A 21,458-nucleotide genomic window follows, 5' to 3' on the forward strand; every position below is an offset into this window, starting at 1 on the left:
GCCTTTTTCACCGCCCGCCGGCGGCGATGACGAGCGACCACGGGTTCTCGACGTGTTCGACGAGCGTGCCGAGCATGCGGGCGGCGTCCGCCCCGTCGACGATGCGGTGGTCGAACGACAGCGAAAAGGAGATGACCCGCCGGACGGTCACGTCGCCGTCGTCGGTCGGCACGGCCTCCCGGCGAATCGTGTTGACGCCGAGGATGGCGACCTGCGGCGGGTTGATTATCGGGTCGAACGACTCGACGCCGAGGACGCCGAGGTTCGAGACGGTGAAGGTGCCCCCCGAGAGGTCGTCCATCGTGAAGTCGCCCGACAGCGCCCGCTGGGTGACCTCGGCGCGGGTCTCGGCGAGTTCGGCCAGCGACAGCGAGGCGACGTCGCGGACGACCGGCGCGATGAGCCCCTCGTCGATGTCGACCGCGACGCAGATGTTGTGCTCCCCGTGGAGCCGGTGGACACCGTCCTCGAAAGTCGCGTTGAACTCGGGGTGCTCGTCGAGTGACGCCGAAAGTACGAGCAGGAGGACGTCCGTTATCGATACGTCCGCGTCGAGGGCGTCGTCGGCGGCGTCGGCCGCGGCGAGCAGTTCCTCCGCGTCGGCGCGGCGGTCGACCGTGACGTGGACCGCCTCGCGGTAGCTCTCGCCGAGTCGGTCGGCGATGGTGCGGCGCATCCCGGATAGCGGGCGTTCGGTCTCGACCGGCTCGCTCGCGGCGGTCGCGTCGGTCGTCTCGGCCCCCGCGGTCTCCGCCCTCGCCGACGCCCGCGTCCGCCTCTAACCCGGAGATGTCCTCGTCCGCCCCGGCGACGATAGCCAACGCGCCGCCGGGCGCTGTCGACTCGCCTTCCGCGAGAACGACGCGCCGCAGAACGCCGTCCTCCTTGGCGTCAATCTCCGCGGTCGTCTTCTCCGACTCGATTTCGGCGATCGGCTCGCCCTCGGTGACCTCGTCGCCCTCCGAGACGAGCCACGCCGAGAGCTCGCCGGACTTCATCTCTAACCCGAGCTTGGGCATCTTGACTACGTACGCCATGGGTACAACATACACTATAGTCCGTGATATATCTAGGTCGCCGCGGCCGCGACCACCAGACTTTACTACTAGGTGGTATCACTAGGTGGTATGTCGTTCGACGGATTCACCGACGCGACAGAAGCACAGGTCACACGCGCGATTTCCGACTCGTGGATGGAGGAGTTCCGCGAGCGCACCGACACCGAGGTCATCGTCGTGGGCGGCGGGCCCTCCGGGCTCGTCGCGGCCAAGGAACTCGCCGAGCGCGGCGTCGAGGTGACCATCGTGGAGAAGAACAACTACCTCGGCGGCGGCTTCTGGCTGGGCGGCTTCCTGATGAACAAGGTGACCGTCCGCGACCCGGCCCAGCGCGTCCTCGACGAACTCGGCGTCCCCTACGAGGAGAGCGACGAGGCCGAGGGGCTGTACGTCGCCGACGGCCCGCACGCCTGTTCCGCGCTCATCAAGGCCGCCTGCGACGCCGGCGCGAAAATCCAGAACATGACGGAGTTCACCGACGTCGTCCTCCGCGAGGACGACCGCGTCGGCGGCATCGTCATGAACTGGACGCCGGTCCACGCGCTCCCGCGGGAACTCACCTGCGTCGACCCCATCGCGGTCGAGTCCGACCTCGTCCTCGACGCGACCGGCCACGACGCGGTCGTCCTCTCGAAGCTCTCCGAGCGCGGCGTCCTCGACGTGAACGGCATCGAACACGCCAAGGAACACAACACGGGCATGGACAAGACCGCCGACGGCGAGTACGGCGCGCCCGGCCACGACTCCCCCGGCCACGACTCGATGTGGGTCTCTGAGAGCGAAGACAGCATCGTCGACGCGACGGGCGTCGTCCACCCCGGCGTCGTCGCCTCCGGCATGGCCGTCGCCACCGCCCACCACCTGCCGCGCATGGGCCCGACGTTCGGTGCCATGTTGCTCTCTGGCCGGCAGGCGGCGCAGTCCTGTCTCGACGAACTCGGCCGTGACGCGCCCGAGGTGAGCATCTCCGGTCCCGCTCCGGCCGACGACTGACCGTCTCCCGACGGTCCGATTGTCGGCTCCCCCGACGCCTCTGACACTCGTTCTGGGTCGCTCCCGACCCGTTTTCCGTTACTAGATTCCCTCGCGTTCCTGCTCGTGAACCCAGCCGAGCGTTCGCCTGAGTCGCGCCCACCCACGGTTCCACACGAGCAGAAAGCCGGGGACGACACCGACGGCGAGCAACGCCAGATAGTACTGCAACTCGACGACCGGCGGGTACGCCACCGACGCGATTACGTCGAGGAGTCGCAATGCGAACCAGAGCCGCGCCGCGACGAAGTGACCGATAACGAAACTGCCGACGAGCCGCTCCTGAACGCCCGCGGGCTCAGTCCGCCCGCCGATACGGCTCCGGTAGAGCAGATACCCGACGACGAGCGGTTCGAAGACGACACAGCCGAGCGCCCACAGGAGACTCGCGTTGCTCCCCCGCTCGGCGGCGTCGAGAGACACCCAGTAGCCGACGAGCCCCAAGAACAAGAGGTGAAACGCGTTGAAGGGCGCGCCGAGAAGCTCCGCGAGGAACGAGGCCATACCACCCGTCGACAGCGGGGCGACATATCGCTTCTGTCGGCCGGTCGGACCGCACGACGGCGATTGCTACTCCACCGCGCCCGCACGAACCCGAGCGAAGCCGAGCGCGTGGGTCGTCTCGTGAGTCACCCGACACCGCGATTCGAGCGCCCGGTGGGCCGCGACGAGCCGCCGGTTCAGCATCTTCGTCGGCGACGCGCGCATCGTGCGCGACCCCGGCGGCGCGGTGACGCGGACGAGCGCCCGAAACGCCGGATTGAGCGGTCGCCAGCGCGGGTCGGTCGTCTCCGCGAGGTCGACGAGACAGAGCCGGCCGCCCGGTCCGACGAGGTCGGCCCACGACGAGACCACGGCCGCGGGGTCGTCGAACATCCCCGAGACGAACGTGGCGAGGACGGCGTCCGGCGATTCTGCGAGTTCACGCGCGACCGGCGGCCGGGTCGCGTCGGCGCGAACGAGGTGGACGTTCGGGTACTCGCGGGTCCGCTCGCGGGCCACGTCGAGGACGCCGGGGGAGAAATCGACGCCGACGACGGTCCCCTCGGGGCCGACGCGCTCGGCGAGGTACGGGAGGTTCGCGCCCGTCCCGCAGCCCATCTCGACGACCGTCTCGCCGGGAGAGAGCGCGAGCGCGTCGGCGGCTTCGGTTCTGACGCTCCCGACGCCGGGCGCGCGGCGGGCGAGCGCGTCGTAGAGCGTCGCCCAGCGGGTGTAGAACGACTGGGCGACAGACGACGGGGAGCGAGAGCGGGAACGGGAACGGGAATCGGGCTGTTCGGCTGTCATGGGACGGGAGCCTCAGAGCAGGACGCGGACCACGTCGGCGACGGCGGGCGCGTCGGGGCCGAGAACGTACGTGATTGGTTCGATGCCGTAGCCGCCGCTCTGGTAGACGACGAACGTCTCCGGGAGGTCGCGGCCGGTGAGGAGTTCGCGGACCGGGTCGGTCGGCGCGTCGGGGTCGAACTCGATGCACTCGTAGCCCGCGGCTTCGAGGTCTTCGATGACGCCCGCGTCGTAGACGATGTTGAGCGCGGCGTTCACGTCGGCTCCGGCGGCGCGGGCCGAAAGCAGGACGCCGGCGACGTGGCCGCTGACGCCGAACTCGGGCTCGCCGGGGACGGTCGCCTGCCCCTTCACGTCGAAGATGCGACCGGGGATGGCCGCCACCTCGTCCACGCTGTCGGCGTCCGGCAGCGACTCCACGAGGTTGGAGCCGACGTTCGGGATGAGCCCCGCGAAGCCGGAGGTGTTCGTGAGCATGCGGAGGCCGCGGCGGACCGACGAGCGGACCTGCTCGACGGTTCGGAGGCGACCCTCGGGGTCGTGGATGCTCCGAAAGCCGTCGTGGGAGGCGAGTTCTGGCATCTCCTCCTCGTGGAGGTCCGAAAGCAGGTCGCCCTCCTCCAGTTGGCGGATGAGGACCTCGGCCTCGACGAGCGCCTGCACGGGCGTTATGTCGCCGGTGGCGAGGCCGTCGCCGACGCGGGAGACGAGGTCGACGACGCGGGGGTCGGTGGCGACCCGCTCGTTCGTGCTGACCTCGCCGTGGGCGTACTTCGAGACGGCGCTCTGGCTGATGCCGAGCGCGTCGGCGACCTCCGACTGGGTGAACCCGCGGTCCCGGAGGTCCTCCGCGAGGAGCGCGCGGAACGTGGGCAGGAACGCGTCCACGACGATTTCTTCGATGAACTTCATTCGCCGCCACCGAACTCGGGGTCGGAGCTGAGCCGCGACGCCTGCGGCCCGCGCTGGCCCTGATACTTCGACCCGCGTTCGACCCCGTAGGGGCGGTCGGCGGGCGATTTCATCTCCGTGAACACGAGTTGAGAGATGCGCATGCCGGGGGTGAGCGCGACGGGCGCGGTGCCGAGGTTCGACAGTTCGAGCGTGATTTGGCCCTCGTAGCCGGGGTCGACGATGCCCGCGGTGGCGTGGATGACGACCGCGAGGCGGCCGAGCGACGACCGGCCCTCGACGGTCGCCAGCAGGTCGGCGGGAATCTCCACGCGCTCTTTGGTCGTGCCGAGGACGAAGTCGCCGGGGTGGAGGATGAAGTCGTCGCCCTCCGGGACGTGCGTCTCGCGGACGTACTCGGAGACCTCGCTCTCGCGGTTCGGGTGGATACAGGAGATGTTCGTGCGCTGGAACTCCAGGAATTCGGTGCCGAGACGGAGGTCGACGCTCGCGGGCTGGACCTGCATGTCCACGTCGTCTATCGGGTCGACCACGAGGTCACCCTCGGCGAGGCGAGCGAGGATGTCCGAGTCGGAGAGTATCATACTCGAAGGGAGCGCGTCGCGGACAAGTAAATCCACCTTCTCGGCGCGGCTCAGAGGAGTTCGAACAGGAGGCCGACGAGGCTCAGGCCGACGGTGACGACGGCGGCCGACTCGACGTCGAGGTCGCGGGCGCGGGCCAGCCCGTAGGTCCTGACGTACGTCGCCCACGCGACCGTGACGACCACGACGACCCCGCTGACGAGGCCGAAGCCGGACAGCGCCGACTGCATCGCGGCGACCGCGGCGTCGGGCGTCGACGGGAGGTCGATTCGTGGGAGGGCGTAGGCGAGGTAGCCGGCGAGCGCGACGGCGCGGGCCGCGCTCGGAACCATCCCCCACGCGGCGACCGTCAGCGTCTCGGCGAACCCACCCTCGCCGCCGACGAGCGACGTGCCGAGGTGGAGAACCGCCGCCTCGAACAGCCAGAACAGCGGCACGCCGACGAGCATCGCCCACGGGACCCACGAGATTTCCTCCCAGACGAGGTCGCCGAGGCGCTTGTCGAGCTGTTCGGGAACCGACGGGTCACAGCCCGCGGGGGCGCCCATGTCGGCGAACGGGCCGCCCTCTTCGTAGTTCTCGCACATCATCTCGGGGGCGTGTGCGGGGTTGTCGACGGTGACCCGCTGGTCGAGCTGTTGGGTGAACGTGACGAGGATGCCGCCGGTGGCGGCCGCGACGACGAGCGTCACGAGCGCGACGACGGCGAGCGCCCGCCCGGCATCGAGCGGTCGCGGCCGCGACGCGAAGTACTCGCGCGGCTTGCGGAGGGGCGTTCGGGGACCTGCCATCGGTCGAACCACGGAGATGTTGGTGAAATGTCTTCTGCCCCGCACGCGACGCCCGCGATGGGAGGACATTTACCGCGTCGGCGGGGAGTAGCGGGCATGAAACAGGCCATCGTCGCACGCGCCGACCTCGGCATGGGCCGGGGAAAGCTCGCCGCGCAGGTCGCCCACGCCTCGCTGTCCGCCTACGAGGACACCGACTCGCAGACGCGAAAGCGCTGGAAGGGCGGCGGACAGAAGAAGGTCGTCCTCAAGGCCAACGGCGAGTCCGAACTGTTCAAACTCGCCGACAAGGCAGAGCGAGCGGGCATCCCCCACGCCATCATCCGCGACGCGGGGCACACGCAACTCGACCCCGGCACGGTGACGGCGCTCGCCGTCGGCCCCGCCGACGACGACGAAATCGACCGCGTGACCGGCGACCTCTCGCTGTACTGATGCGCGAGGCACACCCGCTTGAGCGCGCGGTCGGCATCGACAGCTACGTGAGCGACGCCGACGGCGTCGGCGGCCGCCTCCGCGTCGCCCCCGAGGACTTCCGCGTGCGCGAACTCGAACTCGACTCGCTGAACGTCCGCCCGCCGGACGCGCCGACCGGCGACTTCCCGAACCTCGTCCTCCGCGTCAGCCTCCGCGGCTGGGACACCAACGACTTCGCGGGGCGGCTCTCGGACGAACTCGGCGCGAGCAGAGAGCGCGTCTCGTGGGCCGGCACGAAGGACAAACACGCCGTGACGACTCAGCTGTTCACCGTCAACGGCGGCGACGCCGCCGACGTGCCCGACATTCCGAACGCCGATATCGAAGTCGTCGGCCGCCTCGGGCGCACGCTGAACTTCGGCGACCTCGCGGGCAACGGCTTCCGTATCCGCGTCCGCGACCCCGAACACCCCGACAACGCCGCGGCCGTCACCGACGCCCTCGCCGAGTTCGGCGGCCGCGAGGGTCGCGTCGGCGTTCCGAACTTCTTCGGCCACCAGCGGTTCGGGAGCATCCGCCCCATCACCCACAAAGTCGGCCTCCACGTCGTCCGCGGCGAGTGGCGCGAGGCCGTGTTGGCGTACTGCGGCGGGCCGACCGAGGACGAACCCGAGGAGACCCAAGAAGGCCGCGCCGTCGTCGACGAGGAGGCCGCGTCGGCCGACCCCGACTGGCACCGCGCGCTCGACGCGATTCCGGGCTACCTCGGCTACGAGCGGGGGATGCTCCACCGACTCGCCGAGGACGGCGCGGAGACCGACGCGGACTGGCGCAACGCGCTCGAATCGGTCCCGTCGAACCTCCAGCGACTGTTCGTCAACGCCGCGCAGTCCTACGCGTTCAACCGGATGCTCTCGGAGCGCCTCGACCGCGGCCTCCCGTTCGACGAACCCGTCGAGGGCGACGTGGTCTGCTTCGCCGACCGCGACGCGCCCGAGGGGCTGGAACTCCCCGACGTGAGCCGCCTCCAGACCGCGACGGGCCGCCGGGTCGAGGTCATGGGCCGGCACATCGAGCGCGGCCGCGCGTTCGTCACGGCCCCGCTCGTCGGCACCGACACCGAACTCGCCGAGGGCGAACAGGGCGACATCGAGCGGGGCGTCCTCGACGACCTCGACCTCGAACCGGGCGACTTCGACCTCCCCGGTAACTTCCGGTCGACCGGGACGCGCCGGGCGATTCTCGTCCGCACCGACCTCGACGTGGAGCGCGAGAGCGGCGACGCCGACGACGCCGACGGCGCTGGCGACGACCTCGTCTTCGACTTCGCGCTCCCCCACGGCTCGTACGCGACGGCCGTGATGCGCGAGTACCTGAAGGCCGGACCGCTCGACCTCTGAAAAGCGAACCGAGACGCGAACGTACAATCGAACCGAGACGCGAACCTACTGTTCTGCGGCGCTCGCGGCGGGGCTGGGTCCCGCCCGTCTCTCCGCATCCGCGGTGCGCGTGGTCGCGTAGCCGATGGCCGCGAAGGGAAGCGAGAGGAGCGTCGCGGCGACCGCGAACCCGACCGCGAGGCCGACGGACTCCGGGTCGAAGCCGGCGGCCTCCGCGGCCGGCGGGAAGTACGACCACGCGGGGACGGCGAACGCGAGCGCCGAGACGGTCGCGCCGAGGCGGAACCGACCGCGGGCGCCCGCGCCGGCGACGACGACCGGCCGGTCGCGTGCGAAGACGACCACGAGCGGGACGGTCGCCGAGGCGACGAGCGCGAACGCGTGTTCGGCGGTCGTCCGCGTGTCCGCGGGGTCGCGGTGCGCGACGAAGGCGCGGAAGCTCCCGGCGGCGACCCACGCGAGCGCGGCGAACAGCGCGGTCGAAAGCGGCGCGGCCCGGCTGAGATACGAGGCGACCCCCCGACCCGTGTCGAGCGCCGATTGGCCAAGTTGCGTGGCGAGACGGACGGTCGTCTCGGGGTCGGCCGCGAGCGCGACCAGTCCGACGAGACCGGCGAGCGCGAGCGGCGACAGCGACGCGAGAAGGGCGCGGCGGCGCATACGGAGTGGAGTCTCGGACACGGGGACGAATATGTTTCGCCGGACGAGTCGTGTGTCGGGAGTCGCGGCGCGTCCGCCTCGAACCGCATAAACGGCCTTTTGTACGCGCACGCCCGACACGTCGATATGCATTGTCGGCGGTGTGGAAACCCGTTAGAGAAGCCGGGAGACTACTGTCTCACCTGCAACACCGCCAACTGCGACGCCGTCGTGGCCGTCTTCGCGGCCGACCGCGCGACGCTGACGTTCCTCGACGAAGAAGACGTGCTCGGCGAGACGACGGTCACGACGGTTCCCGAGTCGGACGACGAGACGAAGGTGGTCCAGCTCCGGAACTTCGCCGGCCTCGTCGCCGACGAGATTCGACGCAAGCGCCCCGAAACCGTGTACGCCGCGGGCGAGCGCGCTCCGTTGCGCGAGACGCGTGCCCAACTCCACCACGAGTTCTACCGCGTCTCCGACGACGACCCGGTCCAGCGCGTCCTCGACACCCGCGGGGAGCGGACGCTCGAAGTCGTCGACATCCCGCCCGCGGAGAAACTGGGCGGGAGCCACAGCACGCTCATCGGCGGGCGGCGGGGTCGCCGGGCAATCGGCGTCGTCGCCGGCCACCCGCACGTCAAGAAGGTCATCCCCGGCCCCATCGACGCCGGCGGCACCGGGTCGCGGACGGGCCTCCGGGCGAAGGTCACCCGCGCCGACGACAACGGCAACGTCAGACTCCTGCTCCGCGACGGGTCGAGCGTCCAGGAGAACCGCATCGTCACGACGGCGATGAACCGCGAGACGGGCGAGCGCGTCCGCGACGACCTGAACGAGGCGCTGCGCGAAGACGGGTTACAAGACGAGTAGCGAGTGAGAGCGCCGAGCGAGAGGAAGGCGACCGACTCAGGCCGACTCGGCGGCCCCCTCCGGGACCGTCTCGATGCGAACCGGCTCCGTCTCGCCCGCTTCCCCCTGTGACTCGTACCACGCGACCGTCTCGGCGATGGCGTCTCGCAGGGGGGTCGGTTCGACGGCGTCGCCGAACGCCTCGCGGAACTTCGCGTCGCGGACGACGTACGGCTCCTCGAAGGCGTAGCGCATCTCCGCGAGCTCCTTCAGCGGCGCGCTCAGGTAGCCGCCGAGAGTCAGCGCGAGCCCCGGCGCGGCGATGATGTGCGGGAAGCCGGGGTCGACCTCGGCGGCCTCGTAGACGAGGTCGACGAACCGGCGCGTCGACACCGTCTCGGGGTTCGGGACGTGCCAGACCTCGCCGAGCGCCTCGTCGCGCTCGCCGAGGAGGACGAGCGCCCGGGCGAAGTCGGGGACGTAGGTGTAGGTGTGGGCGAGCCGCGGGTCGCCGAACACCTTCGCGCGCTTGCCGGCGACGGCGGCCCCGAACACCTGCTCGCCGACGGCCGACTCGCGGACGCGCGGGCCGAAGAAGTCGCTGGCGCGGCCGATAGTCGCCTCGATGCGACCCGCCTCGTGAGCGTCGAGGACGATGTCGGCGCACTCGGCTCTGGCCTGCCCCTTCGGGCCGGTGGCGGCATAGGGGAGGTCCTCGGTGAGGCGGACCTGCACCGGGCCGTACATGTAGAGGTTCTCGGCGACGACGAGGCGCGCGCCGGCGGCTTCGGCCCCGGCGACGACACCGCGGGTGAGGTCGGGGAACAGTTCGGGCCACTCGTCGTACGGCGGTTGAGCGCAGTGGTAGACGACGTCCGCGCCCGCGAAGGCGGCGACGGCGCGGTCGGGGTAGAGCACGTCGGCGAGGCGGCTCTCGACGCCCTCGGGGAGGAAGTCGGGTTCGTGGCGGGTCACCGCGACCACGGCCTCCCCGCGCTCCCGGAGCTGTTCCATCACCGCGAGTCCGACGGGACCGGCACCCACCACTACGTGTTGTGTCATGGCCTCCCGTACGCGCGCCGGCGACAAAGCCGTGTCTAGGCCCGTCAGGTCCCGAGACGACTCGTAGGGTTTATCCATACCGGCGAGGTAGTTCGCGGTACTATGGCCGAGAAGAAGGCACGATCCGTCGGTAGTTCCGGGCGCTTCGGCGCGCGGTACGGCCGCGTCGCTCGACGCCGCGTCAAGGAAATCGAAGCAGAGATGCGCAACTCCAAGGTCGACGGCGACGACGTCACTCGCGTCGAAACCGGCGTCTGGAAGAACGAGAAGACCGGCGAGGTCTTCACCGGCGGCACCTACCGCCCGCAGACCCCCGCCGGCAAGCAGGTCCGCCGCTCCATCCGCGCCGCGCTCACCGGCGAGGACGAATAACTCCCAAGTAGCCTCGACGCTTTCCATCTCACAATGAGCTACAAGTGTTCCCGGTGCAAGCGCGATGTCGAACTGGACGAGTTCGGTGGCGTCCGCTGTCCGTACTGCGGCCACCGCGTCCTGCTGAAAGAGCGGTCGCCCAACGTCAAAGAAGTCGCCGTCGAGTAGCGTGCGCCCAGCGCACAGCGCTTCGCTCGAATTCGACTATTCTACCGAGCGGCGCGCGCGCGTCGTCGAGCGCAGCGTCGCCGTCGAGGAAGGCGAGATAGACGACGCCCGGTCCGGCGCGCGCGTCGCCCGAGAGGGCCGGACCGTCGTCGTCACCGTCGAGGCCGGCGACCTCGTCGCGCTCCGCGCGGGCGTGAACTCGTGGATACGCCTCGTGGAGACCGCAGAGCGCGTCGCTTCGGCGGGGAGCCCGCTTTTTGAGTCCGCGTAGGAGACCGCGGGTGTTTTAGGGCCGGCGTCCCGTCGGTTCGGGTATGCAGGGAAGTCTACCGCCGGAAGCCCAGGAGAAGCTCGAAGAACTGCAGAACCTTCAGGAGACCGCCCAGAACGTCTCCGAGCAGAAGCAGTCCTCCGAGAGCGCGCTCAACGAGGCGCAGACGGCGCTCACCACGCTCGAAGAGATCGACGGCGACTCGAAGATGTACCGCGAGGTCGGCGAACTCCTCATCGAGACCGACTACGAGTCGGCCAAGGACGACCTCGAAGAGAAGGTCGAGAGCCTCGAAGTCCGCGTCGAGCAGCTCACGAAGCAGGAGACGCGCGTGCAGGAGAAGTTCGAGAGCCTGCAGGAAGAGCTCCAGCAGATGCTTCAGGGCGGCGCGGGCGGCGCGGGTCCGATGGGCCCCGGCGGCGCGTAAATGCCACAGCCGACGGACGAAGAGGTGGTCGAGACCGCCGCGGAGGCGGCTGAGGGCCTCATCTTCGCCCGCTTCAAGCAGTCCCGCGTCAAGGACTTCGACGTCACCGTGACGTTCGAAGACGGCGTCCTCGACGTGGACGTGTACGTCAACGCGCCCGACGACGCCGACGACGCGGAGGCGGTCGCCGAGGAGGCGGCGTTGACGGCGCAGGAGGCCGTGGACGAACTGTTCGCGGCCGCCGACGAGGAGTAAGGGACGTTCTCGCGGGCACCCCCCGCACTCGGTTTCTCCCGGCGAGCGGCCGCGCCGTCGCGGCCGTCGCGCGGAACGAACGCGAAGCGATTCGCGCACAGAATTTCGGATTCCGCAAGTATCACCAGAGGTCGGTGTGAAACCGCCCGACACAATTAAACATGATAGTGATGTATGTTACCTCATGTCAATACGAAGAACGCCGAGAGGGACGACCGCGTTGGACCGGTTACGAGAGCGATACAGCGAGGCCGACCGCACCTGTTCGAAGTGCGGCTTCACCGACGACGACGGCGAGTGGTCGGCCAAGACGACCGGGTCGAGCGTGTTCTATCGGCGCGTCTGTCCGAGTTGCGGCGCTATCGAGACGCGAACGCTCTCGCTGAAGTAGTGCGACGGGCGGTCGCTCGTCGCTCGCATCAACTCGTGAGTGGCGACGCCGGAACCGCGGAGAACGAGAGGTGGAAGGGAACGCCGGACGAAGACGAGCCGCCGGCCGCCGGCGTCACCTACGCGAGGAAGAACACGAGCAGGCTGACGGCCATCGCCGCGAGGATGAGCGCGATTGCGAGCGCCCCGCCCATCGAGACGACGACGTTGGCGTGGCTGGCGAGCGTCTCGGTGCGGTCGTTGCCGAAAATCGTCACCTCCGCGCGTTCGGTCGCCATGCCGGCGACGACCGGCTCGGTGTCCGCGAGCGCGTCGTCGACGAGGCGCTCGATGGTCTCGCGGAGTTCGTCGGGGTCGATGGCCGCGCCGACCTGATTTTCCGCCTCGACGGTGTTGACGATGTGGGTGTCCGTCGTCATCACCTCGGCCACGTCGACGCTCGCCTCCGGGCCGGTCGTCAGCGCCTCGACGATTCGGTCGCGCAGGCCCGGTTCCATGTTGTTGCCGTCGATGAGGACGTACGCGGTCGTCTGGTCGCCGACGGTCGTCGCGGCCACGCGGATGCCCAGCGGGCCGATGCCCTCTCGCGGCGTCCAGTCGGTCGGGTCGAACGCCGTCCCCAGCGAGAGCGACCCGCGCGGCGACGCCGAGAGTTCCTCCCCCGCGAGCCCGGCCGCGGTAATCATGTCGAACGACCGCTTGCTCCCCGGGGTGACGTGGCCGAGGTCGGCGCCTTGGAGCCCGTTGTTGCAGTTGTGGGCGTCGACGAGGAGCACGTCCCGGAGGCCACTCGTGCGGGCCTCGGCGGACGCCGAGAGGCCGACCGCGTACTCGACGTCGTCGGCGAACTGCGGGGCGTACGTCGAGACGAGGAGCGCGTCGTCGCCGAAGCGCTGGCCGAGCATCTTCGCGTCGCCGGACTGGACGCGGGCGCTTTCGGTCACCTCGGAGCTGTACTCGATGCGCTCGTAGGCGTCGTCGGCCGCGTCGAGGACCACGTCGACCTCGCGCTCGGTCACGAGGTTGAAGTCGTGGCCCGCGGTCGCGTGGGGCGGGAACACGAGGCCCTCGGCCCGGCGGGCGACGCGCTCGGGGAAGTTGCCGCCGCCGATTTCGCCCATCGGACCCGGGTGAATCATCGGCAGGACGAACCGGGCCTTCTCGGTGCCGTCCTCGCGCTCGAACGAGAGCACGGTGACGGGGACGATGGCCTCCTGTCCGAGCTGTTCGAAGAAGTCCTCCAGTTCGCGGGTGCCCTCGGCGATGTGGCCGATGAAGCCGCGGATGAAGTCGAGGACGGACACGCCGAGTCCGCGACGCCACGGGCGGTCGACGATGCGGAGGAAGACGTAGACGCCGAGGGCGTACATCACGCAGGTGATGGCGAGGAGTTGGAAGTGGCTCAGCGCGATGGCCGACAGCTCGGGCGGTGCCCGGTCGGGGCGGGCGAGATACGGCATCAGATAGGCGTCGAGGATGGGGCCGCCGACCTCGAAGAAACGGAGCGTCCCGCTGTAGACGAACAGGAGGGCGGCGGACGTGAGCGTCTGGATGCTCGCCGGGACCGCCGCGATGAGAATCGACGACCGCGAGACGGCCATCACGATGAGCAGGCGGAAGGCGAACACCGACGCGAGGGCGACCACGAGCGCGTCGAAGACGAACGTCTGGCCGAGGCCCGTGAAGACGGAGACGATGGCGGCCCCGGTGAGGAACGTGACGATGATCACCTCGCCCGCGAGCGCGAGGAGCGACGAGCGGTTGTGCGTCAGCTTCCCGCCGACGAACCGGTCGACGCCGGTGGTGCCGAACGCCGCGACGACGGTCGGAATCCCGATGAAGAAGATACCTTCCCAAGCGTCTCTGCCGAGGAAGAAGATGCCCCGCCACGAGCCGGCGAGGTCCCCGGAGTCGAACGCCCCGATGCCCGCCATCGCGGCGACGAGCAGGGCGAACCCGAGGCTCGTGTACCAGCTGGGCGCGCGGAAGATGAACCGCGAGAGCCCAGCGAGGTCGCTCTGGGTGGAGGTCATTTCCCGAACAGACAGAACGGAGGCCGGTAAATGTCTCGGCTTGCTTCCGAGGAACGACCATGAAAGACGGCGCATCGTGTCGCCGGGATGCGGTTTTCCGCGGCGGCGACAGGGAGAGAACTGAGCCGCGGCGACAGAGAAAAGCGAGTCACCGCGGAAAACACGGCCGCGGTCGAAGGCGACCGGCCGCTCGCAGTCGTCGGTTACCGCTCGCAGATGTCGATGAAGTTCTCGAACACTTCCTCGCCCTCGGCGGTGTGGGCGACCTCGGGGTGCCACTGGACGCCGTAGAGGTCGCGGTCGGCGTCGCTCATGGCCTCGATGGTGCACACGTCGCTCGTGGCGGTGTGGGTGAAGCCCTCGGGGACCTCCTTAACCTCGTCGGCGTGGCTGGCCCAGACGCGGGTCTCGGGGGCGAGCGAGCCGATGAGCGGGTCGTCCTCGTCGAGGATTTCCACGTCCACGTCGGCGTAGCCGCCGTAGTCGCCGGAGCCGACGCGACCGTCGAGCTCCTCGGCGAGAATCTGCATGCCGAGACAGATGCCCAAGACGGGCACGTCGAGGTCGAGGTAGTCGGGACTGCGGCCGATGCGGTCCATGTCGGGGCCGCCGGAGAGGACGATGCCGTCCGCGTCGATGTCCGCGGGGTCGGTGTCGTTGTCGACGAGTTCGGTGTCGACGCCGAGGTCGCGGAGCGCGCGCCGTTCGAGGTGGGTGAACTGCCCGTGGTTGTCGATGACGACGATGCGGGTCATGTCCCGGATTGGACCACCGTGCCTAAAAGTCAATCGAATAGTGGTCGAGATGGGCGTATCCGTGCATCAGATTGGCACGTCGAGGGCGGTTGGGTCGCGGCGAGTTCGCTTCGATGTTTGGGTGGGTTCCTTGGCGCGAGTGTTCTCATAATTCAACGACATCGCTTCGACGTGATACCACAAAACGCATGCGAGCAGAGAGAGTGAAATTAAGTCATGCGACCGCTCTCCCACCGAGTGATTCTCATTGGTCTCTTGGCCGGTCTCGTACTGGTCGCCGGCTGTACATCACCGCTCTCCGACCACGAGACACAGATTCTCATCGAGAACGAACGGGAGACAAGTTACTTGGTCACGGTCTTCCAAAGCACCCACGAGAGCTACGAGAACCTTCGCTTCGACGTTACCACGAGAGACGGTCGTCAGAAGCTCGTTCGGGGAGCGGAACTACAGACTGAGGCGAACTACACCAATGTCACGCTCCACGACCCGGTACGTTCGGAGCGCGTGTCGACAGTCCCGGATGGCAACAGTACGGAATTTGTCGACGACTGGAACGAAAGTCAGACAACCGTTTACGTAGTCGAAACGTACCAAAACGAGCTGTTGGAGGTGTACGTCATGCAGTGTGATCGCGACATGGCACTCACGTTCACGACCGCTCCAAACGAGGACTTCAGAATCACTTCACGCTGTGTTCAGGACGTTCATGGGTAAGTACCACTCCGGTGGCAGAGTTGCCTGACCGCTCGCTGCTGACTACATCCTCCAGCTATGCCACACGCGTTCCATCAGATTCGACGGATTCCAACGGACCCTCCTCTCCGCTCCCACGACTCACTCGTCGCCGGCGCGGTCCCGCGCCGTCTGGAACCCGAGTTCGTCGAGTTCCTTCGTCCGGCGACCCTCCCGCTCGGCGATGGCCTCGACGTCGGGCGAGGCGTCGTCGTCGATGCGGGCGAACGACTTGTGGACCTTCGTGTGGCACCACCGACACAGCGCGACCGTGATTTCGTGAGAGGGTTCGTCGCCGTTACCATCGCCGTCGCTGTCACCGCCGCGGCCGCCGTACGAGAGGTGGTGTTCTTCGAGTAAAGGGCGAGCGGCCGAGTCGTGGGCCATGCGGACCTCTTCGAGGCCGCACCGGATGCACTCGCGGCCGTTCGTCGTCGAGGCGTAGTGCGGGCAGTCGCGGAAGTCACAGCCCTCAGCGGCGGCGACGCACTCGTAGTCCGCTCGGGCGCGCTCGCGGGCGAACGCCGGGTTGCGGTCGGCGTACTCGCGGGCGAGCCGGCACGCGCCGTCGCTCGTGAGGTGGTCGCAGCGGCCGGCGTGGTCGTAGGGGTCATCGACCCCCACGGGCGTCCCTGTCGGCGTCCGCTCCATGGGGCGCGTTCGGGGCGGGGGAAGCCTAAACGTTGCTCTCGGCGGCGGACGGCCCGCCGTCTCGACGGTGGATTCATCACGCCCGCCGTCGAAGCCGGCCCCGTGAGACTCGTTCACCGACGGAACGGAGACCAATCGACCCTCGCGTCGAACGTCGAGACGGCCGACTCGTTTCTCTCGCAGGCGCGCGGGCTGATGTTCCGCGGCTCCGTGCCGGACGACTACGCCCTCGTCTTCCGGTTCGACGACGCCGACCGTCACAGCCTCCACATGGTGTTCGTCCCGTTCGACATCGACGCGCTCTGGCTCGTCGGCGACGAGGTGACGAAGAAAAAGCGGCTATCGGCGTGGACGGGCATCGGCTTCGGGATGGCCGACACCATCGTCGAACTCCCCGCGGGCGCGGCCGACGGCGTCGAACCCGGCGACCTGGTCGAGATTTCGGAGTGACTCGTCGGCCTCGAATCGACGCCCGTCCAGCGCGGTCCCCGGAGAGACACCAATTTCTGTCGGAACCATCTCTTTTATCCCTTCATCGACAAATGTCTTCAACTACTATGTCGGAACCTACCACACCGACGGAGGATAGAGTAAGTCGTCGCGAGACGGCTGGCTGTGAAATTCGACGGTTCTAACCCACAAGGACACGATTCTACCGTGAACGAACGATTCGGGAAGACCCCCGAGCTACGCACTTCTGATTCAGTACAGCTCTTAGACACCACGCTCCGCGACGGCGAGCAGGCCCCCGGTGTCTCCCTGACGCCGGCCCAGAAGGCCGATATCGCCCGCGCGCTCGACCGCGCGGAGGTCGATTACATCGAAGCCGGCAGCGCCTGCACCGGCCCCGGCGAGCGCGAGACGATAAAGCGCGTCACGTCGCTCGGCCTCGACGCGACGGTGACGAGTTTCGCCCGCGGCGTCAAGAACGACGTCGACCTCGCGCTCGACTGCGACGTGGACGGCATCACGCTCGTCGTGCCGGCGAGCGACCGACACGTCGAGTCGAAGGTCGGGACGACCCGCGAGGGCGTCGTCGAGACGACCGACGAGCTCGTCGCCTACGCCAAGGACCACGGCCTCTGGGTCGAGGTCATCGGCGAGGACGGCTCGCGGGCCGCCCCGGAGTTCCTCGAATCGCTCGCGCGCGCCAGCCACGACGCCGGCGCCGACCGCTTCTGTTTCGCCGACACGGTCGGCCACACGAGCCCCGAACACACCTACGAGGTCGTCTCCCGACTCGCTGAGCTCGGCCCGACCTCGACGCACACCCACGACGACCTCGGTCTCGCGATGGCGAACGTCCACGCCAGCCTCGCCGCGGGAGCCGACCTCGTCCACACCACGGTCAACGGCATCGGCGAGCGCGCCGGCAACGTCGCGCTCGAAGAGGTCGCCATCGCGCTCGACCACTGCTACGACGTGGAGTCGGTGAAGCTCGACGAACTCTACGCGCTCGCCCAGAAGGTCGCGCAGGCCACGGGCGTCTCGCTCCCGCCGAACAAGGCGGTCGTCGGTCAGAACGCGTTCACCCACGAGAGCGGCATCCACACCGACGGGACGCTCAAGGACGACGCGATGTACGAGCCGTACCCGCCGGAGACGGTCGGCCGCGAGCGCCGCCTCGTCCTCGGGAAGCACGCCGGTCGCGCCGGCGTCAAGGCCGCGCTGGAGGAGCACGGCGTCGACGCCACCGACGAGGAAGTCGCCGCCGTCGTCGAGCGCGTGAAGGAACTCGGCGACCGCGGCAAGCGCGTCACCGACGCCGACCTCCTCGCGTTCGCAGAGGACGTACAGGGCCGCGAGCGCGCCCGACAGGTCGAACTGCTCGACCTCACGGCCGCCTCGGGCGGCGGCACGCCGACCGCGAGCGTCCGCCTCCGCGTCGAGGGCGAAGAGCGCGTCGCCTCCGACACCGGCTCCGGCCCGGTCGACGCCGCGGTGAAGGCCGTCCGCGAGGCGCTCGGCCCCGACGCCGACGCCCAACTCGACGAGTACCACGTCGACGCCATCACCGGCGGCACCGACGCCGTCGTGACCGTCGAGGTGACGATGTCGCTCGGCGACCGAAGCGTCACCGTCGCGGCGTCGCACGCCGACATCACGCGGGCGAGCGTCCAGGCGATGGTGGACGCGCTCGACCGACTGCTCGCGCCGAATCACACGTCGCCGACGCCCGCGTCGGCTGACGACTGAGAAAACGAACCTGTCGCGTCTGCGTCCGCGTTTTTCTCCCGCTCCCGGGACGACTGAATCCGGACTACCGCGTCTCTTTGGCGACGAGATAGGTCCAGCCGCCGCGGCGCTCGAACCCGATAGCGTCGTCGCCGAGTTCCGTCTCGGCGAAGTCGGCGACGCGGCCGGTCCGGACCGTCGTCACGTCGATGCGTCGCGTCCCGTCCCGTTCGCTCGTGTCCGCGCTTGCTACGTTCGCACTCATACTTGCGCTGACGCGGGCAGGGGATATGTATCGCATCCTAGTAGAGTGAAAGTGAAATCGAGGGACTGCACGGCCCCGTGCGGAAGACTCGCTAGTCACGTGTAACGGCGGCACTCGCTTCAAACGTCGAAGCGGTTACTCCGGACGAATGACGACGACGATGATAGTAACGATGACGACGAATGCGGCACCGAAGTAGCCGGCCACTCGGTAGCTCTCGATGAGCAGGAGCAAATACAGGAGGGCGATGACCGTGTCGAGTTTGTATTCGAGCGCGGCGTCCATACGGTCCGGTATTCGTGTCTGATTAGTAACTGTTTGGGGGACGAAGCGTGAGCAGTCGGGCGTATCAGAACCGATTTGCAAGCCAGTCTGGACTATCGAAACGATGGTTGGGTTCACGGAGCGCGAACGGTCGGGAGTGTACAAGTCGATATACGCGCGGCGGGACATCCGGCGGTTCGGCGACGACCCGATTCCGGAGGAGACGCTGGCGCGACTGCTCGACGCCGCGCATCACGCCCCGAGCGTCGGCTTCTCGCAACCGTGGGACTTCGTCGTCGTCGAGGACGACGAGACGAAAGCGGAGATCGCGTCCATCGCGGAGCGGGCGATTGCGGCGGCCCGCGAGGGCTATCGAGAGCCTCGAAAGTCGGAGTTCGGTCGGTTGAAGTTGGAGGGCATCACCGACGCCCCGGTGAACATCTGCGTCACCTGCGACCCGACCCGCGACGCGCCGCACGTCCTCGGGCGCAACACGATGCAGGCGATGGACGCCTACTCGACGTGCCTCGCCGTGCAGAACCTCTGGCTGGCCGCGCGGGCCGAGGGCGTCGGCGTCGGCTGGGTGTCGTTTCTCTACCCGCACGAGGTCCGCGAAGTACTGGGCATTCCGCACCACGTCGACCCGATTGCGTATCTCTGCGTCGGCTACCCCGAGGACGGCTTTCCGGAGGAGCCGGTGCTACAGCGAGAGGGGTGGCGCGAGCGCATCGACACGAGCGAACTCGTCCATCGAGAGCGGTGGAAGTCCGGGTCGGTTTGAAGAGCGAAGTTTGAACTCGGGAGGGCGTTCGTCCCGCGCCTCCGAACCCCACGGGCATCGTCAGCTTCGACGAAGATCGCTCCGAGACGGTGCAGAGAACAATAGCACGGTATAGCCGACGACTCCTCCGACGAGCAGCGCCGCGACTGCGCCAGCCGGCCCCCCGAGCGAAAAGCCTTGGAGGACGACGACACCGAATAAAATCTAACAATTCTATCGGTCAGAAATCTGGCAGAGTGGGGTTGAGTGACGAAATGTAACCCTAGGCCGTCGCAGGCGCGGCCACGAAGTCGCGGCGCGACGAGACGCGCCGCTCAGAGTGTTGTGGCCGCGAGAAGCGCCGAGGGTGAGAGTTGAACCTCACTCGCTCACTGCGTTCGCTCGCTGGTTCAAATCTCAGGTGGTCGCACATCCTCGTCACGAGAGGCGAGAGACATAAACGTCTCTCGCGAGGTGACGTTCGGAAGAAGCGCCGAGGGTGAGATTTGAACTCACGTGTCCGAATGGACAGTAGATTTCGAATCTACCGCCTTGGCCGGGCTAGGCTACCTCGGCTTCCATCGTTGTCTCTCTCGCGGATAGTTTAATCCGTTTCGATTTCCGAGGGCCGCGGCGGAGAGTCACACGGACGCAGTCGGCGAGTCTGCGCCGGACGGGGCCGAGCGGGGCGGCCGGGGTCGAGAACTGGTAGCCGACCGACCGAATCCCGCCGACCAACGGGAATAAGTCGCACGCAGACCCGAGAGGTGTATGGACATCGACACGGCCAGCGAGACGTGCGCCGAGGTGCTCGACGCCATCTCGGAGGCCGTCATCGCCGACCGAGCCTTCCTCGAAACCGTCCTGACGGGCGTCCTCGCCCGCGGCCACGTCCTCCTCGAAGACGTCCCGGGAACCGGAAAGACACTCACCGCGCGGAGCGTCGCCACCGCGCTCGGACTGTCGTTTTCCCGCGTACAGTTCACCCCGGACCTCCTCCCGGCCGACGTGACCGGGACGAACATCTACGACGAGCGCGAGCGGACGTTCGAGTTCTCGCCCGGCCCCATCTTCGCCAACGTCGTCCTCGCCGACGAGATAAACCGCGCGCCGCCGAAGACGCAGGCCGCGCTCCTCGAAGCGATGGAGGAAGGGCAGGTGACCGTCGACGGCGAGACGCACCAGCTCCCGAGCCCCTTCTTCGTCATCGCCACGCAGAACCCCGTCGAACAGGAGGGGACGTTCACCCTGCCCGAGGCGCAGGTCGACCGGTTCGTCGTGAAGTCGGCCATCGGTTACCCCGACCTCGACGGCGAGGTCGAACTCCTCCACCGGCGCGCGGGCCGGAGCGAACAGAGCCCGAGCGTCGAGCGCGTGCTCGACCGCGACGCCGTCACCGCCGTCCGCCGCGCGCCCGAGTCGGTCCGCGTCGAAGACGACCTGCTCGAATACATGGCGAAACTCGCGCGGGAGACGCGCACCGACCGGCGGGTCCGCATCGGCGTCTCGCCCCGCGGAACCCAGCGGCTGTTCGAGGCGACCCGCGCCCGCGCCGTCATCGAGGGCCGCGAGTTCGTCACGCCCGACGACGTAAAGCGCGTCGCGCAGTCGGTCCTCGCCCATCGCCTCGTTCTGACGCCGGACGCGCGGGTCGAGGACGTGCGGAAATCGGATGTCGTCGACGACGTGCTCGGCCGGGTGACCGTGCCGACGCTGGAGTAGTCGGGAGAACGGAGACGGGAGAACGGAGACGGGAGAACGGAGACGGGAGAACGGAGACGGGAGAACGGAGACGGGAGACGTGAAGCGGACGGCCGCTCAGCGCGTGACGACCGCCACGAGCGCGACGACGCCGACCAACAGTAAGACGACGGCCGTGACGGGCTGGCCGCCGGCGGCC

27 protein-coding genes, 1 tRNA gene and 1 pseudogene are annotated in these 21,458 nt (G+C 68.5%); 15 read left to right on the forward strand and 14 right to left on the reverse strand.

Annotated features, from left to right (window positions below):
• Positions 1-7 precede the first annotated feature (7 nt).
• Positions 8-1,037: pseudogene (locus tag BN996_RS11465) on the reverse strand (dihydrolipoamide acetyltransferase family protein).
• A 90-nt stretch (positions 1,038-1,127) separates the two neighbouring features.
• Here BN996_RS11465 and BN996_RS11470 point away from each other — a divergent pair.
• Positions 1,128-2,051 (forward strand): sulfide-dependent adenosine diphosphate thiazole synthase, encoded by a 924-nt coding sequence (locus BN996_RS11470; RefSeq protein ID WP_089779135.1) that lies wholly within the window; start codon positions 1,128-1,130, stop codon positions 2,049-2,051.
• Between the two features lie 81 nt (positions 2,052-2,132).
• Here BN996_RS11470 and BN996_RS11475 read toward each other — a convergent pair whose 3' ends face one another.
• The 5 genes from BN996_RS11475 to BN996_RS11495 all read right to left on the reverse strand — a co-directional run bounded on the left by BN996_RS11475 (position 2,133) and on the right by BN996_RS11495 (position 5,667).
• On the reverse strand, positions 2,133-2,594 hold the full coding sequence (locus tag BN996_RS11475) for a hypothetical protein (RefSeq protein WP_007275738.1): 462 nt from the start codon (positions 2,592-2,594) through the stop codon (positions 2,133-2,135).
• A gap of 66 nt (positions 2,595-2,660) precedes the next feature.
• On the reverse strand, positions 2,661-3,380 hold the full coding sequence (locus tag BN996_RS11480; RefSeq protein WP_089779137.1) for a class I SAM-dependent methyltransferase: 720 nt from the start codon (positions 3,378-3,380) through the stop codon (positions 2,661-2,663).
• A gap of 12 nt (positions 3,381-3,392) precedes the next feature.
• Positions 3,393-4,292: a thiamine-phosphate synthase family protein gene (locus BN996_RS11485; protein ID WP_089779139.1), complete on the reverse strand. Its 900-nt coding sequence runs from the start codon at positions 4,290-4,292 to the stop codon at positions 3,393-3,395.
• Entirely contained in the window at positions 4,289-4,876 is a 588-nt protein-coding gene (dcd, locus tag BN996_RS11490) for a dCTP deaminase (RefSeq protein WP_089779141.1), read from the reverse strand. Before dcd ends, BN996_RS11485 begins: the two co-directional genes overlap by 4 nt.
• Before the next feature lie 50 nt (positions 4,877-4,926).
• Complete coding sequence (locus tag BN996_RS11495) at positions 4,927-5,667, reverse strand: Yip1 family protein (RefSeq protein ID WP_089779142.1); 741 nt, start codon at positions 5,665-5,667, stop codon at positions 4,927-4,929.
• A gap of 96 nt (positions 5,668-5,763) precedes the next feature.
• Here BN996_RS11495 and pth2 point away from each other — a divergent pair, with 96 nt between their 5' ends.
• The gene (gene pth2 / locus BN996_RS11500) at positions 5,764-6,102 is read left to right on the forward strand and encodes a peptidyl-tRNA hydrolase Pth2 (RefSeq protein WP_007275742.1); all 339 of its coding nucleotides are present in this window, start codon (positions 5,764-5,766) and stop codon (positions 6,100-6,102) included.
• The gene (truD, locus tag BN996_RS11505; protein WP_089779145.1) at positions 6,102-7,484 is read left to right on the forward strand and encodes a tRNA pseudouridine(13) synthase TruD; all 1,383 of its coding nucleotides are present in this window, start codon (positions 6,102-6,104) and stop codon (positions 7,482-7,484) included. The genes pth2 and truD overlap by 1 nt, the downstream gene beginning before the upstream one ends.
• Before the next feature lie 45 nt (positions 7,485-7,529).
• Here the strand turns inward: truD and BN996_RS11510 are convergent, their stop codons facing one another.
• Positions 7,530-8,144, reverse strand: coding sequence for a hypothetical protein (locus tag BN996_RS11510; protein WP_089779147.1), 615 nt, complete (start codon positions 8,142-8,144; stop codon positions 7,530-7,532).
• A gap of 126 nt (positions 8,145-8,270) precedes the next feature.
• On the opposite strand from BN996_RS11510, the gene BN996_RS11515 reads away from it, so the two are divergent.
• A complete protein-coding gene (locus BN996_RS11515) occupies positions 8,271-8,996 on the forward strand; it encodes a DUF2103 domain-containing protein (RefSeq protein ID WP_089779931.1) in 726 nt (241 codons plus the stop codon).
• A gap of 36 nt (positions 8,997-9,032) precedes the next feature.
• Here BN996_RS11515 and BN996_RS11520 read toward each other — a convergent pair whose 3' ends face one another.
• Positions 9,033-10,037 carry an NAD-dependent epimerase/dehydratase family protein gene (locus BN996_RS11520; protein ID WP_089779149.1) on the reverse strand — a complete coding sequence of 335 codons (1,005 nt, stop codon included), beginning with the start codon at positions 10,035-10,037 and terminating at the stop codon, positions 9,033-9,035.
• Positions 10,038-10,139: 102 nt separating this feature from the next.
• On the opposite strand from BN996_RS11520, the gene BN996_RS11525 reads away from it, so the two are divergent.
• The 6 genes from BN996_RS11525 to BN996_RS11550 all read left to right on the forward strand — a co-directional run bounded on the left by BN996_RS11525 (position 10,140) and on the right by BN996_RS11550 (position 11,921).
• Positions 10,140-10,409 carry an eL43 family ribosomal protein gene (locus BN996_RS11525; RefSeq protein WP_089779151.1) on the forward strand — a complete coding sequence of 90 codons (270 nt, stop codon included), beginning with the start codon at positions 10,140-10,142 and terminating at the stop codon, positions 10,407-10,409.
• 33 nt (positions 10,410-10,442) lie between these two features.
• Positions 10,443-10,577, forward strand: coding sequence for a DNA-directed RNA polymerase subunit P (locus BN996_RS11530; protein ID WP_004044283.1), 135 nt, complete (start codon positions 10,443-10,445; stop codon positions 10,575-10,577).
• Between the two features lies 1 nt (position 10,578).
• Positions 10,579-10,848 (forward strand): KEOPS complex subunit Pcc1, encoded by a 270-nt coding sequence (locus BN996_RS11535; protein WP_089779153.1) that lies wholly within the window; start codon positions 10,579-10,581, stop codon positions 10,846-10,848.
• A 43-nt stretch (positions 10,849-10,891) separates the two neighbouring features.
• Positions 10,892-11,275 (forward strand): prefoldin subunit beta, encoded by a 384-nt coding sequence (locus BN996_RS11540; protein WP_008577429.1) that lies wholly within the window; start codon positions 10,892-10,894, stop codon positions 11,273-11,275.
• Complete coding sequence (locus BN996_RS11545; RefSeq protein ID WP_004970217.1) at positions 11,276-11,530, forward strand: DUF3194 domain-containing protein; 255 nt, start codon at positions 11,276-11,278, stop codon at positions 11,528-11,530.
• A gap of 184 nt (positions 11,531-11,714) precedes the next feature.
• The gene (locus tag BN996_RS11550; protein ID WP_089779155.1) at positions 11,715-11,921 is read left to right on the forward strand and encodes an HVO_0649 family zinc finger protein; all 207 of its coding nucleotides are present in this window, start codon (positions 11,715-11,717) and stop codon (positions 11,919-11,921) included.
• 118 nt (positions 11,922-12,039) lie between these two features.
• Here the strand turns inward: BN996_RS11550 and BN996_RS11555 are convergent, their stop codons facing one another.
• Both BN996_RS11555 and BN996_RS11560 read right to left on the reverse strand, forming a co-directional pair.
• Positions 12,040-13,953, reverse strand: coding sequence for a DUF2070 family protein (locus BN996_RS11555; protein ID WP_089779158.1), 1,914 nt, complete (start codon positions 13,951-13,953; stop codon positions 12,040-12,042).
• 203 nt (positions 13,954-14,156) lie between these two features.
• A complete protein-coding gene (locus BN996_RS11560) occupies positions 14,157-14,708 on the reverse strand; it encodes a GMP synthase subunit A (RefSeq protein ID WP_089779160.1) in 552 nt (183 codons plus the stop codon).
• Between the two features lie 237 nt (positions 14,709-14,945).
• On the opposite strand from BN996_RS11560, the gene BN996_RS11565 reads away from it, so the two are divergent.
• Complete coding sequence (locus BN996_RS11565) at positions 14,946-15,425, forward strand: hypothetical protein (RefSeq protein ID WP_226908733.1); 480 nt, start codon at positions 14,946-14,948, stop codon at positions 15,423-15,425.
• A 120-nt stretch (positions 15,426-15,545) separates the two neighbouring features.
• On the opposite strand, the gene BN996_RS11570 is transcribed toward BN996_RS11565, so the two are convergent.
• Positions 15,546-16,094, reverse strand: a complete 549-nt coding sequence (locus BN996_RS11570) for a DUF7097 family protein (protein ID WP_089779164.1) — start codon at positions 16,092-16,094, stop codon at positions 15,546-15,548.
• Between the two features lie 102 nt (positions 16,095-16,196).
• On the opposite strand from BN996_RS11570, the gene BN996_RS11575 reads away from it, so the two are divergent.
• Positions 16,197-16,544: a DUF192 domain-containing protein gene (locus tag BN996_RS11575; protein WP_089779166.1), complete on the forward strand. Its 348-nt coding sequence runs from the start codon at positions 16,197-16,199 to the stop codon at positions 16,542-16,544.
• A gap of 207 nt (positions 16,545-16,751) precedes the next feature.
• Positions 16,752-18,290, forward strand: coding sequence for a (R)-citramalate synthase (locus BN996_RS11580; RefSeq protein WP_089779168.1), 1,539 nt, complete (start codon positions 16,752-16,754; stop codon positions 18,288-18,290).
• 64 nt (positions 18,291-18,354) lie between these two features.
• Here BN996_RS11580 and BN996_RS11585 read toward each other — a convergent pair whose 3' ends face one another.
• Complete coding sequence (locus BN996_RS11585) at positions 18,355-18,534, reverse strand: hypothetical protein (RefSeq protein WP_089779171.1); 180 nt, start codon at positions 18,532-18,534, stop codon at positions 18,355-18,357.
• Positions 18,535-18,669: 135 nt separating this feature from the next.
• A complete protein-coding gene (locus BN996_RS20160; protein ID WP_167344132.1) occupies positions 18,670-18,819 on the reverse strand; it encodes a hypothetical protein in 150 nt (49 codons plus the stop codon).
• Positions 18,820-18,922: 103 nt separating this feature from the next.
• On the opposite strand from BN996_RS20160, the gene bluB reads away from it, so the two are divergent.
• Entirely contained in the window at positions 18,923-19,579 is a 657-nt protein-coding gene (gene bluB / locus BN996_RS11590; protein ID WP_089779172.1) for a 5,6-dimethylbenzimidazole synthase, read from the forward strand.
• A gap of 470 nt (positions 19,580-20,049) precedes the next feature.
• Here the strand turns inward: bluB and BN996_RS11595 are convergent.
• Positions 20,050-20,134 (reverse strand) — tRNA-Ser (locus tag BN996_RS11595).
• 195 nt (positions 20,135-20,329) lie between these two features.
• On the opposite strand from BN996_RS11595, the gene BN996_RS11600 reads away from it, so the two are divergent.
• Positions 20,330-21,280: an AAA family ATPase gene (locus BN996_RS11600; protein ID WP_089779174.1), complete on the forward strand. Its 951-nt coding sequence runs from the start codon at positions 20,330-20,332 to the stop codon at positions 21,278-21,280.
• Positions 21,281-21,458: the final 178 nt, after the last annotated feature.

This window comes from Haloferax massiliensis, assembly GCF_001368915.1.
In the GTDB taxonomy this organism is placed as follows: Archaea; Halobacteriota; Halobacteria; order Halobacteriales; family Haloferacaceae; genus Haloferax; species Haloferax massiliensis.